The 16,851-nt window shown below is 30.2% G+C and carries 13 protein-coding genes, 1 riboswitch and 1 other annotated feature; of the genes, 5 read left to right on the top strand and 8 right to left on the bottom strand.

Going from position 1 to position 16,851, the window contains the following annotated elements; translation table 11 throughout:
• Positions 1 to 4 precede the first annotated feature (4 nt).
• Both B3086_RS13410 and B3086_RS13405 read right to left on the bottom strand, forming a co-directional pair.
• A complete protein-coding gene (locus tag B3086_RS13410) occupies positions 5 to 1,558 on the bottom strand; it encodes a cell wall-binding repeat-containing protein (protein WP_346846959.1) in 1,554 nt (517 codons plus the stop codon).
• A 145-nt stretch (positions 1,559 to 1,703) separates the two neighbouring features.
• Positions 1,704 to 2,030 (bottom strand): hypothetical protein, encoded by a 327-nt coding sequence (locus B3086_RS13405; RefSeq protein WP_346878028.1) that lies wholly within the window; start codon positions 2,028 to 2,030, stop codon positions 1,704 to 1,706.
• A gap of 367 nt (positions 2,031 to 2,397) precedes the next feature.
• Between B3086_RS13405 and B3086_RS13400 the strand changes: the two genes are divergently transcribed.
• Positions 2,398 to 3,888, top strand: a complete 1,491-nt coding sequence (locus B3086_RS13400; protein WP_346878027.1) for a 4Fe-4S dicluster domain-containing protein — start codon at positions 2,398 to 2,400, stop codon at positions 3,886 to 3,888.
• Between the two features lie 66 nt (positions 3,889 to 3,954).
• On the opposite strand, the gene B3086_RS13395 is transcribed toward B3086_RS13400, so the two are convergent.
• Entirely contained in the window at positions 3,955 to 4,950 is a 996-nt protein-coding gene (locus tag B3086_RS13395) for a LacI family DNA-binding transcriptional regulator (protein ID WP_035130868.1), read from the bottom strand.
• A gap of 157 nt (positions 4,951 to 5,107) precedes the next feature.
• A complete protein-coding gene (ileS, locus tag B3086_RS13390; RefSeq protein WP_346879780.1) occupies positions 5,108 to 8,209 on the bottom strand; it encodes an isoleucine--tRNA ligase in 3,102 nt (1,033 codons plus the stop codon).
• A gap of 178 nt (positions 8,210 to 8,387) precedes the next feature.
• Positions 8,388 to 8,602: a binding site (T-box leader), on the bottom strand.
• Between the two features lie 263 nt (positions 8,603 to 8,865).
• On the opposite strand from ileS, the gene B3086_RS13385 reads away from it, so the two are divergent.
• The 4 genes from B3086_RS13385 (at position 8,866) to thiT (ending at position 12,755) form a co-directional block, all read left to right on the top strand.
• Positions 8,866 to 9,498 carry an MBL fold metallo-hydrolase gene (locus B3086_RS13385; RefSeq protein ID WP_346893631.1) on the top strand — a complete coding sequence of 211 codons (633 nt, stop codon included), beginning with the start codon at positions 8,866 to 8,868 and terminating at the stop codon, positions 9,496 to 9,498.
• 152 nt (positions 9,499 to 9,650) lie between these two features.
• Complete coding sequence (locus B3086_RS13380; RefSeq protein WP_346879781.1) at positions 9,651 to 11,366, top strand: SH3 domain-containing protein; 1,716 nt, start codon at positions 9,651 to 9,653, stop codon at positions 11,364 to 11,366.
• Positions 11,367 to 11,566: 200 nt separating this feature from the next.
• On the top strand, positions 11,567 to 11,767 hold the full coding sequence (locus B3086_RS13375) for a cold-shock protein (RefSeq protein ID WP_346847425.1): 201 nt from the start codon (positions 11,567 to 11,569) through the stop codon (positions 11,765 to 11,767).
• 139 nt (positions 11,768 to 11,906) lie between these two features.
• Positions 11,907 to 12,002: riboswitch (TPP riboswitch) on the top strand.
• 111 nt (positions 12,003 to 12,113) lie between these two features.
• The gene (gene thiT, locus B3086_RS13370) at positions 12,114 to 12,755 is read left to right on the top strand and encodes an energy-coupled thiamine transporter ThiT (protein ID WP_346846953.1); all 642 of its coding nucleotides are present in this window, start codon (positions 12,114 to 12,116) and stop codon (positions 12,753 to 12,755) included.
• 79 nt (positions 12,756 to 12,834) lie between these two features.
• Here thiT and B3086_RS13365 read toward each other — a convergent pair whose 3' ends face one another.
• From B3086_RS13365 to rsmA, 4 genes are all read right to left on the bottom strand, one after another.
• Complete coding sequence (locus tag B3086_RS13365; RefSeq protein WP_346846952.1) at positions 12,835 to 13,641, bottom strand: hypothetical protein; 807 nt, start codon at positions 13,639 to 13,641, stop codon at positions 12,835 to 12,837.
• 93 nt (positions 13,642 to 13,734) lie between these two features.
• Positions 13,735 to 14,319, bottom strand: coding sequence for a hypothetical protein (locus tag B3086_RS13360; RefSeq protein WP_346846951.1), 585 nt, complete (start codon positions 14,317 to 14,319; stop codon positions 13,735 to 13,737).
• A gap of 94 nt (positions 14,320 to 14,413) precedes the next feature.
• A complete protein-coding gene (locus B3086_RS13355; RefSeq protein WP_346879782.1) occupies positions 14,414 to 15,907 on the bottom strand; it encodes a hypothetical protein in 1,494 nt (497 codons plus the stop codon).
• A gap of 101 nt (positions 15,908 to 16,008) precedes the next feature.
• Positions 16,009 to 16,851, bottom strand: coding sequence for a 16S rRNA (adenine(1518)-N(6)/adenine(1519)-N(6))-dimethyltransferase RsmA (gene rsmA, locus B3086_RS13350; protein WP_346846949.1), 843 nt, complete (start codon positions 16,849 to 16,851; stop codon positions 16,009 to 16,011).

The following is a 16,851-nucleotide window of genomic DNA, read 5'->3' as shown; positions in this document are numbered from 1 at the left end:
TTAACTATATCCCAGATTCATGAATATATGACGGTACTTTTGGATTAGATGTTAATCTTATAAATAATTTACTTACCGATTTATAACCTATCCCTTCTCTTATCATATCTTTATTATCTAATTTATACTCACTACATGCATTAAGAACTTTTTTCTTTTCTTCATTATTATCTGCAACACTTTCTATTAATTGATGTCTTGAAATTCCTGAGATTTTATCCTCTCTAGCTAAAAATCTACAATCTTTTATAAGTCCATTTACATACAAACTGTTAACTGTATTTCCTGTAGCTATGTGTTGCAGATGGGTTTCATATTTATAACTATGGGTAATGTGTGTTACATTTTTAAAGGTATTTTCAAAATACAATACAGTATCTTTTAAAAGTTCGTTATTTATTTTATCTTCTGGTTGATTTAGAAATACTACATTTTCTAATTTTACCCCTAATCTACCTATTGCTGCTTTAAATTCATTGTATCTTAAATTTACCTTCTGCTCATGTGTAAGACCCTTGTATCTTTCGTAATTAAATACGTTAGATCCACTTCCATCTGTAACTAGAACCATATAAACATTGTTACTTCCTACAGACTTTATAGCATCTATTACAGTGCTTCCCCCAAAAATAGTTTCATCATCTTGATGTTGCACATAGAATACCACTTTATCTCCGTATAAATAACTCTTAGCACGACTTATAGCAATATCACTTATATTTCCTAAAACAGTAGCACTGTTAGCACCTGCAATTATACTCTTATCCGAATCATCCGAAACTAAAACTACAGGTTCCTTTAATACTGAAGCTGTTAATGCATCAACTAATACATGGGACTTGCTTAAATTAACATGACTTTTATCGTGGAAAAATTGATTAATAACATTCCTATTAGTATCAAATCTATCTATTCCATCAACTCTAGTAGAAAAACTATTAAAATTAGCGCTCATAACTCCAGTACCACCTATAGAGTAAGCTTGTACATTTTTTCTATACTTAGTTGAATTACCATCTGTTAAGATTACAGGATTTCCTTTCCTTGCTGCTACTGGTGCTATACTCATAGCATCAGCTTCTCCATTAATTCCATTTACATAATATATTTCTTCTATATCATTTATTTCTTCAATTTTATTTGCTATTAAAATAGATGTATCATATCTATCTTTTCCACCAATCCTTATAGCCTTTTTACCCATCTCGGTTATCTTTGACTCTATATTGGAGGAAATTACGCCCTTTCCACCTACAATGTATACAGTACTTGCTTTTTTCAGCCTGTTAAGCGTTACTTCTGGTAGGCTATTGGATTGAGTCAGTAAGATTGGAGAGTTTACTGCACCACTTAACCCACTAGCAGAAAGTCCATCTGCTAATGAATTTCCATTAACTAAAATAACAGAAGAATATTGCATTTTAGATGCAATAATAGATGCTGTTTCATACCTATCTATACCACAAATATAGTCCATATCTATTCCATATGCACTCATTATATTGAATGTTAACAATATAAATAAACAACCTAATATCTTTGTCCAACATCTTATCATATCAACTTCCTCCAAATATCGATAAATTATCAGTATAATACTATTATTATATCATATATTTACAAGTTACATCATAATTTTCCTATATTGACTTGTTTCATTTAAACAAAGAGCAAAACATAATAAATATATTTTGCTCTTTCCTTTATGCTATTTCTTCATTACTATCTTTATTATTCTCTTCAAATCTGAATTGCCCATAAGCAAATCCTTTAAACATATCAAAAGTTAAATCATTAACTTTCTGATCTTCTTCAATCCAATTAGTAAATAATTTAAATGGTTCTTCACTAAAATATTTTGAATTTACTCTTGGGAATCCTTCTAATAGATTAAATCCTTCTTCCATAGCCCTTTTCACTTCTTCTAGATTATATCTAAAGTAGTATCTATGGTCACTATTTAAAATCTCCCCTATTACAAAACTATTGTTCTCTTCACTTTTCCATATAAGATTAATTTTATTACTCATTATAATCTCCTCCTTCTCTCAGTCTTCTTATAGTTAAAATATTTTCTTCATCATAAAATTTTATTATAATCCTTTTAATACCACGTTAAAATATCTTCTTTATTAATTCTATGTTTTTATTATTATATTTATTTCTATTTTAAATAAAATAAATTTCATGGGTATAAATACTTAATTCTTTAACCAATAATTAAACCTTTATTAGTATATAACTATGTGACCCTAATTTCAAATATATTTATCATCACTATTATATTTTTACCAAATTTTATTTTTCAATGCTTAACCTATTGCATAAAAATTAAATGATGCTATAATTAGTTTTGGTTAAAAAATTAACAATGTTATGAAATTAGGAGGGATTTTATTGTTTACTTTTGATACATCGTTAAAAAAGATTAAGCATGAGGTTCTAAAACAAATTGTCCTTTTATCTATTAATGATAATCTAAATACCAAAGAAATATTCAATATTCATAAATTTATAGTTGATAAAGATACTCCTGCATATAGATGCTGTATTTTCAAAGAGCGTGCCATAGTAAATCAAAGAGCTAAACTGGCTGCTGGATATATGCCTATAGGGGATGAATATAGTGATCTTATTGATATTAAAAATAACGAACAAATTATGTACGTCATAGAGGCTGCTTGTGATAGATGCCCCATAGACAAATATACAGTTACAGAGGCTTGTAGAGGTTGTATTACTCATAAATGTAAGGAAGTATGTCCTGCTAATGCCATGATGACTGTAGGTGGTAAATCATATATAAATCAAGAGTTATGTAAAGAATGTGGACTTTGTAAGAAAATTTGCCCTTACAATGCTATATCCGAAGTTCGTCGTCCTTGTAAAACTTCATGTCCAACTGGAGCTCTCAAGGTAGATGAAATCACTAGACGTGCTATTATTAATGAAGATGACTGTATTCAATGTGGAGCTTGTATGACAGCTTGTCCTTTTGGTGCTATATCTGATAAAAGTCTTGTAGCTCCTGTATCTAAAAAATTATATCAGAAAAAGCACAACATGATTGCAATCGTTGCCCCATCAATTTCAGGTCAAATGGGCAATAATGTTTCAATAGGTCAAATTAAATCTTCATTGAAAGCTATTGGATTTTCTGATGTGTTTGAAGCATCTTGTGGTGCAGATATGGTAACAATGCACGAAGCTAATGAATTTGTAGAGAGAATGGAAAATGGACAAAATTATATGACTAATTCTTGTTGTCCAGGCTTCTTTAGCTACATTGAGAAAAAGTTTCCTACTGAGGTTTCTCACATCTCCAATACGGTATCTCCAATGATTGCAATGGGACGTGCTATAAAAAATGAAACTCCTGATGCTAAAATAGTATTTATCGGTCCATGTACAGCTAAGAAAGCTGAAGCTAAAAGACCGGATGTAGCTGGAGTTATTGACTACGTGCTAACCTTTGAAGAGCTTTGTGCTATATTAGATGCTTTCAATACCAATCCTGAAAACTGCAGTGAAGAGACCCTTGAAGATGGCTCAACTTTAGGTAGGGGCTTTGGTATGGCTGGTGGACTTACTGCTGCTATAGAAAATTATGTTAGCACAGAAAATATTAATATAGAATTTAAACCAGTAAAAGTTTCAGGTTCTACAGAAATAAAAAAAGCTTTAAACATGGCAAAAATAAATAAACTACAAGGTAATTTTATTGAAGGAATGATGTGTAATGGTGGATGTATAAATGGTGCTGGAGTCTTTTCAGATCCTATGACCACTAAGGGAACCTTTATTAAAGAAGGTAAAAGTTCATCTATAAAAAATGTATCTGATAATAAGGCTAATAAACTTATGGGGAAAGTATCCTTAGATAGATAAACAATAAAAAAGTGGATTTTAAAATCCACTTTTTTATTGTTTAAATTATTTTATATTTAATTCTATTTATTTCTTACAAGAATCTCTTTCAACTATGTTATATGGTAATCTATAATAAGTCTCTTCAACTGGAATTTTATTTACAAGCTTTATAAGAAGTCTCATTCCCACAGAGCCCATATCGTATAGGGGACGAGAAACTGTAGTAAGCTTAGGATAAAATACTCCTGATAATGCTATATTATCAAAGCCTATAACATTTATATCTTCTGGTACCCTAATTCCTTTTTCTCTTAAAGCATTTATAACTCCAAGAGCTGATTGATCACTTCCACATAAAACTGCATCAACCTTATTATCTTTTATAATATGAGTGATTCCTTCAAAGCCGTCCTCATATTTTAAACTTCCAAGATAAACTAGTTTTTCATTGAAACAATTCTCTTCATCCATGGCGTCTTTATAGCCATGATACATCTTTTTATATTCAGTAGCATTTTCTTTAATGTATCCTATATATGCTATGTTTTTATTATTTTTTGAGAATAAATAATTTACAGCATCATAGGCAGCAGTATAACTATCTATACCTACACTAGGAACATCCCCTTCATCATCCATAGCACCTATTGATACTACAGGAGTGCCAACAGATTTTATAGCTGCCTTTATCTCTTTATCTAGACGGTCTCCCATATATATTATACCGTCTACCATCTTCTCTCTTAATATATTAAAACTTTCTTTTTCTCTACTCTTGTCTAGATCAGTATTACATAACATTATATTATAATTATAAATACTTGCTAAGTCCTCTGCCCCTCTTACAATCTCAGGGTAAAGGGAATTTGATATATCTGGTATTATTATACCAATTGTGCTTGACCTTTGAGTCTTTAAGCTTCTTGCTAAAATATTTGGTCTATAATCTAACTTGTCTATTGCATCTAGAACTCTTTGCTTTGTCTCTTGATTAACTACATCTATATCATTTAGTACTCTTGAAACTGTTGCAATAGAAACATTTGCTTCTTTTGCTACATCTTTAATTGACGCTGCCACTATATATCACCTCTCTTATTATTCTGCATATTTTTTAATACATATATACCTTATTTATACTATAAAGTAAAGTATAATTATAAAGTTTAGATGGAGCAATCTATTATCATATTAACTCCATCTAAACTACTTAATATTTTAATTTAACATATTATTACTAAACTCTTTCTACATGTAACAATAACTTTTCACCATTAATTTTAACTTCATTTATAGCCTTATCACTATTATAGGCTACGGTTAATGCTAATGTATCTTTCTTTATTTGATTTTCAAACTTTCTTATTACATTCTCTAAGACTTCATTTCCAGCAAAGTATAAGTTTATCTTGTCTGAAACTTCAAATCCTGTTTCTTTTCTCATGTTTTGTATTTTGCTTAGAACTTCTCTTATGTGACCTTCTTCTCTAAGTTCTTCTGAAATATTTGTATCTAATACTACACCTATTTCACCTTCTCCAGCAAAAGCAAATCCTTCTAAGCCCTGCATTGTTACAAGTAGATTTTCTTTATTTAACTCTATTTCAGTTCCATCTACATTTATTGTAACCACATTACCATTATTTACTCTTTGTGCAAGATCCATTTGATTCATTGAGGCTATACCTTTTCTGATTCCTGGAATCATTTTTCCGTAAGCCTTTCCTAGTACTGGAAGATTAGGTTTTATTTCAAAGTTAACATATTTAGAAAGGTCTGATCCTAGTTCTACTTGTTTAATATTAAGCTCATCCTTAACTATGTCTCCATAATATTCTGGAAGTGAGTCTACAGATACAAGCATTTTTCCAAGTGGCTGTCTATTCTTAATATTAGCCCCATTTCTTGCACTTCTTCCAAGCTTAACTATCTTATACGCCTTATCCATTTCATCTTCTAATACCGCATCTACATCAGCTTTAACGTATTCTGGCCATTTACATAGGTGAACACTCTCTTCTGCATCCTTATCAAAAGCAACAACAAGATTTTGATATAACTCTTCAGTTATAAATGGTATAAACGGTGCAGCTATTTTAGAGAATGATACAAGTACTCTATATAAAGTCATGTAAGCACCTATCTTATCCTCTGTAAGCTCTTCACCCCAGAATCTTGCTCTGTTTCTTCTAACATACCAGTTAGATAATTCATCTACAAAATCTTCTAGTTCTTTAGCTCCTTGAGTTATTCTGTAGTTTTCTAAATGCTCATCTATATTTTTAACTAATGTATTCAGTTTAGACATCATCCATTTATCCATTACATTTTCTGATTTAAAATCTTTATAATCTATTGGATTAAAATTGTCTAATTCTGCATATAGAACATAGAATGAATACACATTCCATAGAGTTCCTATAAATTTTCTTTGAGCTTCTATAACAGCCTCTTCATAGAATCTTGATGGAAGCCATGGTGCACTACCAGTATAGAAATACCATCTTAAAGCATCTGCGCCTTCATTTTCAAGTACTGTAAATGGACTAAGTACATTTCCTTTATGTTTAGACATCTTAAGTCCATCTTTGTCTAAAACGTGTCCTAGTACTATACAATTTTCAAAAGGATTATTCTCAAACACAGTTGTAGAAATAGCAAGAAGTGTATAGAACCATCCTCTTGTTTGGTCTACAGCTTCAGAAATAAACTGTGCTGGGAAGTTTGCTTCAAATAGTTCTTTATTTTCAAAAGGATAGTGATATTGAGCAAATGGCATTGAACCTGAGTCAAACCAACAGTCTATAACTTCTTCAACCCTTGTCATTTCTTTTTGACAGTGTGGACAAGTAACCTTAACCCTATCAATATATGGCTTATGGAGCTCTATACCATCTGGTACACTTACACCTTTTTCCTTAAGTTCTTCAACACTTCCTATTAACTCTCTGTGTCCACATTCACATTCCCAAATTGGAAGTGGAGTACCCCAATATCTATTTCTAGAAATTCCCCAGTCAATTACATTCTCAAGGAATTTACCCATTCTACCTGTTTTTACATTGTCAGGCATCCAATTTATTTTATTATTATTTTGAATAAGTTGATCCCTTACTGAAGACATTCTTACAAACCAACTTTCTCTTGGATAATAAAGAAGTGGCGTATCGCATCTCCAGCAATGTGGATATGAGTGTGTAAACTTCTCACTTTTATAAAGAATATTATTTTCTTTTAAATAAGCTAAAATCTTCTCATCTGCTTTTTTTACAAATATTCCAGCCCAAGGAGTTACTGCTGGAACAAAGTTACCTTCCCCATCTACTAGATTAATCATAGGAAGACCATATTTCTTTCCTAATTGATTATCGTCATCTCCATAAGCAGGTGCTATATGAACTATTCCAGTACCATCTGTTAATGTTACAAAGTCTCCATGAACTATATAAAATGCTTTTTCTTCAGGCACTTCGAACTTAAACATTTGCTCATATTCTTTTCCAAGCAATGTTTCTCCTTTAAATTCAGATACTACTTCATATTCGCCTCGAAGTTTGTTTAAAAGAGTTCTTGAAAGAATTAGATATTCACCTTCATGTAAAACTTCTACATAATCATAAGATTTATTAACAGCAAGAGCAACGTTACTTGGTAATGTCCAAGGAGTTGTTGTCCATACTAATACATATTTGTCCTCATCTTTTAGTTTAAATTTTACATAAGCTGAGCTATCCTTTACATCTTTATAACCCTGTGCTACTTCGTGAGATGATAAGGTAGTTCCACATCTTGGGCAATAAGGCATTACTTTGTGTCCTTTATATAATAAATCCTTATTCCACATTTGCTTTAAAGCCCACCATACTGATTCTATATAATCATTGTGATAAGTTACATATGGATTTTCCATGTCAACCCAGTAACCAAGCCTTTCAGACATTTCTCTCCACATTTCAACGTAAGAGAATACACTATCTTTACATTGAGTAACAAATTCTTCTACTCCATACTTTTCAATCTCAGGTTTTCCTGAAATTCCAAGTTTCTTTTCAATTTCAAGTTCTACTGGAAGACCATGAGTATCCCATCCAGCTTTTCTTAAAACCTTATAACCTTTCATAACTTTATATCTTGGGATTATATCTTTCATAACTCTAGTTATAACGTGACCTATGTGTGGTTTACCATTAGCTGTTGGTGGACCATCATAGAACGTAAAATATTCACCTTCATCATTTAAGTCGAAGTTCTTTTGTATTACGCCTTTTTCTTCCCAAAGCTTTAACATATCTTTCTCAATGTCCATAAAAGACTTTGAGTTATCAATTTTCTTATACATATATTTTTCCTCCTTACATAGTTTATCTGTACCATTTCTGGTTAATCTCATGGAATCATTTAAATATTGTTAAGTAATTATAAGGTAAAATTAATTTAATAGTATCTAGCCTTAATTTTATCCATAGCATTAATTAATTAATCTCATATATCATGGATAAAAATTAAAACTCCGCCCTACTAAGGACGAAGTTACTTCGCTATACCACCTACAGTGTTAATAATTTCGGATACTAACATATCCTATTCCTTAACGCAGAAATACGGAAAAACTTACTAAATTTCAGTTCTCAGCTCCTAGGTGATCTTCCTCTAATTATTCACTATGGGTTTTCACCTACCCCCACTCTCTTTAAGCTACCTTTTAGAGTACTGTCCTATTCTCAGCTTTTATATGTACTATGTTGTAAATTAATTTTACATCTATTATATTATATAAAAATTTTAATGTAAAGGGCTTTATTTCTAATAACATACTAAAATATTATTTAATCTATTACAATTGCATCTACTCTTATTATTGTAGTCATCTTATTATTGTAGTCTTCTTATTAAATTAAAATGTTCTTTTTACATACTAAAGCATAAATTAAGCAAAGCTGTTAATAATTAAAATAGACTAAATAGTTAACTTTACTTAATTAGGAGGTACTAACTATGGTAATTACTTGGTTTGGACATTCTTGCTTTCTACTTGAAAATTCTCATGGAGAAAAGATACTTATGGATCCTTTTAATAAATGTTTAGGTGGAACGCCCTATAAAGGTTCTGTAGATATAGTTACCATCAGTCATGACCATTTTGATCATAACTATACGGATTTAATAAACCCTGGTGCAATTATTATAAACACACCTTGCTCATATGAAAGCTCTTCTATTAAAATTCAAGGCTTTCCATCTTATCATGACAATATAAAGGGAGCTAGACGCGGTGATAATATAATTTATTTAATAGAAACGGATAACTTAAAACTATGTCATTTAGGCGATCTTGGACATATGCTAACAGCTGAAGAATTAGATTTATTAGGTACTGTAGATATACTCTTCATCCCAGTAGGGAGTAATTTTACAATTGCTCCTGAAATTGCTGCCACTCTTTGCAATAAAATCCAAAGTAAATTAGTAATTCCAATGCATTATAAAGTTCCACATATAGATTTTCCTGTTCATGGAATAGAAAATTTCATATCTTTTATGAAAAATGCTGTGAATATAAAATCTCATACATTAACTATAAACCCACCTTTAGAAGGTGTAAATTTAGTTAAAATTTTTGAACTCTAATCTTAAAACTAGATTAGAGTTCTATTCAATTAAAAAAATATAAATGTATTTGATGTTATTTGTTGTTATATATCATTTTTTACCTTATAATTTAAGTAATAATATGAAATATATTCTATGGGGAAATATTATTGAGAAAGGACTGTTAATTAATGAATGATAAAGCATTGAAAGTTTTATGTACACTTGCAACGGGTACAGCCATTGCTACTTCTATGCAAGTTATAGCTATAGCTGATCCAGCTCAAACTTCGAATTCTTCATACAACTCTACAGTTACAGGAACTATAACTGCAGATGTATTAAATATAAGATCAAATCATAATACTAGTAGTAACATTATTGGTAAAATAAATTATAATACTAAAGTATCAATTCTAGAGATAGCAAATGGATGGTATAAAATTAAATATAATAACACTACTGGTTGGATTTCTGGAGAATATGTAAAGCTAGATAGTAATTCTAATACAGTACAAGCATCTAAAACTGGAATTGTTACTGCTACTGCCTTAAATGTTCGTTCTGCAGGTAATACTAGCAGTAGAATTATTGGATCTCTTTCTAAAAATGCCAAAGTGCAAATAATATCTACTAGCAATGGTTGGCATAAAATTAAATATAATAATACTACTGGTTTCGTTAGTGCTGAGTACATTAATACTTCTTCAAGTAATTCAAACTCAGGTAATGGTAATACTAATAATAACAATAGTAACTCTTCTGATAGTACCGTTAAATCTAATGGTATCGTTAATGCAGATGCTCTAAATGTTCGTTCTGGAGCAAGCACTAGTAATAAAATTATTGGTTCCCTTCGTAAAAATGCTACAGTACAAATAATATCTACTAGTAATGGTTGGCACAAAATTAAGTATAATAATGCTATTGGCTTTGTCAGCGCTGAATATATTACCATTTCTTCAAATAATTCTGGTAATAATAACTCAAGTAGCGGAAACAATAATTCCTCTAACAACAATACCGTTATATCTACAGGCATTGTTAAAGCAGATGCTTTAAATGTTCGTTCTGGTGCAAATACTAGCTCTAAGATAGTTGGTACTCTATATAAAAATTCTAAAGTTGAAATATTATCTACTAGTAACGGTTGGCACAAAATTAAATTTAAAAGTGGTACGGCCTTTGTAAGTTCAGAATTTATATCAAACAATAATAATACTGAAACTACTCCTGGTACCGTTACCCCACCTGAGACGACTCCACCTTCTCACACTGTGGAAGGTAAAGTTGCAATTGTTAATGCTGATGCTTTAAATGTTCGTTCTGGTGCTAGTACTAGTTATAGTATAGTTACTACAGTAAGATATGGTAGTAAGCTACCTATAATTTCTTATACTAATGGTTGGTATAATGTTAAGGTAGGTAATACTAATGGATATATTAGCGGTGACTATGTAACCATAGCTGATGAAAATCAATCATCAAATCCCATAGTAAAGGAAACTCCTCTTATACAAAGTAGTTATACTGGAGAAAATATAGTTGCTAAAGCTGAAGAATATCTTGGAGTTCCATACCTTTGGGGTGGATTTACCCCTGTAGGCTTTGATTGTTCTGGTCTTGTTCAATATGTGTACAAGCAACTAGGAATATGCCTAGAAAGATCTACATACTATCAAGTACATCAAGGTATCGTCGTTGATCGTAAGGATTTAAAACCTGGAGATTTAATTTTCTTTACTACTAACGATGATGATCCTAATGATATATCTCACGTAGGAATCTATAAAGGTAATGATTTATTTATCCAAGCTCCTCAACCTGGTGATTGCGTAAGAGTTTCTAATTTAAATTCTGCTTATTATAGTAATAGATATTATGTTGCTAAACGTATAATAAAATAGTATAAAAAGTTTCAAATTGAGAACACTATAGTTAATATCTAAGAAGTTAGATATGGTCAAATATTTTGAAAGGAGATTCCGTGCTTATCTTAATAATATTAAGATTTGATGCCCTCGAGTACACGACCAACAGGAGTAGCACCGCAAAACTGAGTATGTTGAAAAGGGTGCAACTATTTAAGTTGCTTAACGGAGATTATATGGAAGTAGGAACAGTAAAATGGTTTAATAGTGAAAAAGGGTTTGGATTTATATCTATGGAAGGTCATGAAGATGTATTTGTACATTTCTCTGCTGTAACGGGAGATGGCTATAAGGTCCTTGATGAAGGACAAAAAGTTCAATTTGAAATAGTTAGTGGGGATAGAGGCCCTCAAGCAGCAAATGTTACAAAATTATAGATATATATTTTAAAGAAATATGTATTATTCATCATTTTAGAGACACGATTTAAATTCGTGGTCTCTATTTTTATTCGGTTTATATAGGGCTCTATTGAACTATAAAACTATGTATGCTATTATGAAAATATAAAATAATATATTGTGCTAGGGGTGCTCCGGCTGAGAAATGATTTTTCATTACCCTTTACCTGACCTAGATAATGCTAGCGTAGGGAAGCGATTAATAAGCTTAAGTTAATGCTTAGTTATTTAGCCGTGTTCTTACGAACATGGCTTTTTTTCAGAGTATAACTTCTGCTTTAACATTAGTCCTTAGCACTACTTAATTTAAGGAGGACTCTTTATGAATATCTTAGAAAATATGAAAAATATTCTAGCTAGTTGGACAACTCTTGCCACCTTACTTGGTGTCCTAATTCTATTATGTGTGTTTATAAAAGTTAAACACATCAAGTTTACTTCTAGGTTAACAACTCATATAGCTTTAGCAGTTGCCATGTCGGTAATTCTTCAATTTTTCAAATTTTTTGAATTTCCTTTAGGTGGAAGTGCAACTCTTGCTAGTATGCTACCTATAATTATAATATCTTTAATTTATGGACCTACTATAGGAATGTTCACTGGCTTTGTGTATGGTATATTAAACTTCGTTATAGGACCTACATATATTCTTCACCCCATTCAAGTTCTTTTTGACTATACTCTGCCTTTTATGGCAATTGGACTTTCAGGATTTTTTAAGAAAAATAAATATTTAGCTATAATAGTTGCTTTCTTTGCACGATTTACATTCCATTACATAGCTGGAATAATTTTTTGGGGAAGTTATGCTGCTAAATATAACTTAACTCCAGCAGTATATTCACTAGTATATAATGGTACTTATATTCTTATAGATTGTATAATTTGCATAGCTGTATGCTCAGTTATAAATTTAAATAGTCTTACAAAAAGATTAGCTCCTTATACTAATAATTCTATATAAAATAATTTAAAAAGGATATAGCATGACGATCATTCAATCATCATGCTATATCCTTTTAATTACTATATTTATTTTACTTTTAGAAATCTTCCGGTTTTTCATCACTTATGCTAAACTTCCATTCTCCACGATCATAAACGTTACTTATATAATAGCTAGTAGAGGAAGCATTTTTAGTCTTTTCAAATGTAACAATACCTTTATATTTCTTAGATGTATATCCTTCTGTTTTTATATTCATAACTACATTAAAATCATCTCTGGTAACAGAGGTATCCATGAATGTTACTGATTTAAGTTTATTTACTTTCTTCTTAAATTCCTCAATCTCTGTGGATATTTGAAAACGTGCAGCCATATTATCACTAGATACATTAACTCCAACATTACCTGCATCTTTATTAGCGGATACGTACTTATCTATACAACTTAAAATAGAAGTATAATATACATACTCAAAGTCGATAGGTTTTCTTATATTTGCAAAGTTTTTTATGATATCATTATCAAGCCTCTTAGAAACAATATACTTATTATCATCATTATACAGATTTGCCCCATCCTTTTTGTCAAGTCCAGCTACATAATTAAAGGTCTTAAATTCTGTTGGGCTCTCATATATCTCCAGAGTATAGTCTGGGTCTAAAGTTGACTTTTCTTCAACAACACTTGCACTAGAAAGTATACTATATATATCATTTATTACATCTTTGTCAGTAACAGTAAACTTATAACTTTTATCTCTAGTACTCTGAATTGTAACCTTCATAATGTTCCTTTCTTGCATATAGTTAAAATCACTATTTCCCCTTATACCACAAGCGGAAATTAGTAATGATGATATTATTAATAATATAACTATGAAATTACTTTTTACTCTTCTCACCTTTGCCCTCCACTTGAAAAATTCTTAGAATTTTTCATTCTTTATCATATGTTTTATTATAATAGTTGTTATACATTAAATCAAATAACTCTTTTACTTTTCAAAGGAAAAAGTTTTAACTATATTTTCAAATACCACTTGTGTATTCTCTCTAGCTTTTTTATCACTAATTATAAATGTTATTCTAGCCACATAATCATCGTATGGAACATAATATTCATAGGTTCTTTTTACATTTTCTTTACTACTTTTTAAATCATACTTAATATAATCTAATTCTATATTATCTATCTTCACTTTTTCTTTTTTATAGTCTTTTATTCCCATACCCTCTACATCTGCTATGCACTTATCTATTGTTGCTTTAACACCTTCGCTGTTACTTATAAGCTCTATAGAACCATAAGTATTAGCATCATCTGAAACAAATTCATTTAAGTATACAATTTTATCATCTTTATTCTCTTTTATTGTAGTTAACCAGCTACTAGGCAACTTATATTTTATTTTACCATCTAGAATATCATATTGCTTAAATTCAACCATACTATTCTGAGTTAATGTAGCTGTTCTTAGACTTTCTTCAAAATATTTTCCAACTCCTAATATAACTATCATAAGCCCTGCTAGTATTATTGCTAATCCTAATTTTCTCATATTATCATCTACTAATTTCATATGTTACCCTCCCTTTATTAATATACTATGTCCCTTTTTCAAAAAATAGAATAAACTCCGAATAAAATTCGGAGTTTTAAATTCACATATTATCTTACCTCTTAACTGGTACAACCACAGTATTGCCTTTTATATCATAATACATTAACCAATGACCTGTTTTATCATTATCTTCATCTGGCATGAAAGTTACGAAACCAGTCTTTCCTTCATATGGTTGGTCTGCCAAATCTCTTGTGCCTGGTATTGCATATATAATATATTTTAAATTACCTTCATCATCACATTTATATCCAACCATGAAATTTCCATGTCGTGATATATAAGGATAATAGCAAATCATAGGGTAGAACACCACAGAATATTTATTGTAATCATAAACACAATACATATCCTCTAATTTTTTTACATGAGCTTTGTACCAAAAACAATTTTTAATATTCTCATTACTACCAATCTTTTCTAAGCCATAGATAACTTCTTTAAAAAATTTACCCATAGTTCCCATTGGATAATCCTTATCATTCCATTCACTTTTTTTATGTTTCTCAGGTTTGCAATCTTCACATTTTTTATCTATATCGTCATAATCATATGATTTTTTCACCTTACAATCATCATATTTATTCTTCTTTTTAGAGTGTTTTTTTCTATAATCTTTTAACCTTTCTATTTCTTTTTCATATTCTTCAAATATTCTATTCTCATCATCAATATAGTCTTCATCATTACTTTCTAATTGTTCATTTATTAGATCATTCTTTACTAAAGGTTCAATTTCTTCAACATCAATAATATCTACTTCATCACTTATATAATTTTCATCGCTCCTTGTATTAGACATTGGAGTAGGGGTGATTCCAGGTATATTGATATTAGGAATAGGAGTAGAAGTACTTCCAGGTATATTAGGAATAATTCCACCATATGGAGTATTAGTAATGTTTGTATTATCAGTTCCTATATTTTGTGGCATTCCTGTTTGTTGCTGTATATTATTGGTGTTGTTTTGTATAATTCCAGCATTACTTTCTTGCTGCCCTAAATTTGTATTTTGAATTTGAGGCACTACTTTATTCATATTTCCATTATCTGATTTTGGAGTTTCTTTTACTGGTGTAGTTGTACTATTATTTTCTTTTACAGTATTACTATCACTCTTAGCTAGAGGATAGTTCTGCCAGTTTTTAAGCTCTTCCCCTCCAATAAACCCTACCATTACAGGCATAACTTTATCTGCACTTATCTTACCAATAGCTGCTCCTTGCACCTTGTTCATACCTATGTTTGTATTTACTAAATTATTGGCATCAAACTCATTGCTAACATCAGCTTTTCCGCCATCATCTATATTGATTCGACCAAGATTTATTAGTTCATTACCATTGTTTCCTTGAACTATTAAAATCATAAAGTATGGGCCCTTTTGCTTTTTAAGATTTTGAGCATAAAATGAGGCTTTTGCTTTATCATTTCTTACCTCTAACTTAGCGTAGCCTGAAGGTGTTTTATTGGAATCTAGTCCATATCCTTTTTGATCTTCTTGTAATATTATAAAAAATCTATTATAGCTTTTTCTAGACGGCATACTCTCTACCTCCATTTTTATTTATACATTATAATATATGACTATTATGTATAAAAAATGAAGGATATTCTTTATTTATTTTTATAAGAAAAAAGATTCGTCTATTTAAGGCGAATCTCGTATATCTTATTTGCTAAAGTAGCAAACTCTTCTATTGTTAGAGTTTCACCTCTTCTAGTTGGATTAATACCCGCATCTTCAAAAGCCTTTTCTTGCAGTTCCTTAGATAATCCTATAGCCTTCATACTATTCCATAGAGTTTTTCTTCTCATATTAAAAGACTGCCTTATTATATTAAAGAAAAGTTTTTCATCCTTCACTTCAACTCTAGGTTTATCTAATTTATCTAATCTAATAACTATAGAATCTACTTTAGGAGATGGTATAAAACAACTTGGAGGTACATTCCTTATAATTTTTGTATCACAATAATACTTTGCAAGTAGAGTAAATGCTCCATATTCTTTAGTACTTGGTTCTCCATTAATTCGTTCTGCAACTTCCTTTTGAATCATAATAGTTATAGATTTTATATCTAATTTATCATTTAAAAGATTTGCTATTATAGGCGTAGTTACATAATATGGTAAATTAGCTACTACCTTTACACTTTTTTCTTCACCTATTAGTTCTCTATAATTTACCTTTAAAGCATCTTTATTTATTAAACTAAAATTCTCATAACTAGATAACTCTGATTCCAAAATAGGTATTAATCTAGAATCTAACTCTATACTAGTAACTCTTTTAGCCCTTTTAAGTAACTCCCTAGTTAAAGTTCCAACACCTGGACCTATCTCTATTACGTAGTCATTCTCAGTTATATTTGCACCTTCTACAATATCCTCAAGCACTGTGTAATCAGTTAAAAAATTTTGTCCTAAACTTTTAGTAAACTTAAAATTATATTTTTCAACTAGTTCTTTTGTATTTAATTTATCCAT

Source organism: Clostridium sp. UBA871 (assembly GCF_002295255.1).
Classification (GTDB): Bacteria; Bacillota; Clostridia; order Clostridiales; family Clostridiaceae; genus Clostridium_J; species Clostridium_J sulfidigenes.
The sequence above is the reverse complement of the archived record's forward strand: the minus strand, read 5'-3'. Positions and strand labels throughout refer to the sequence as shown.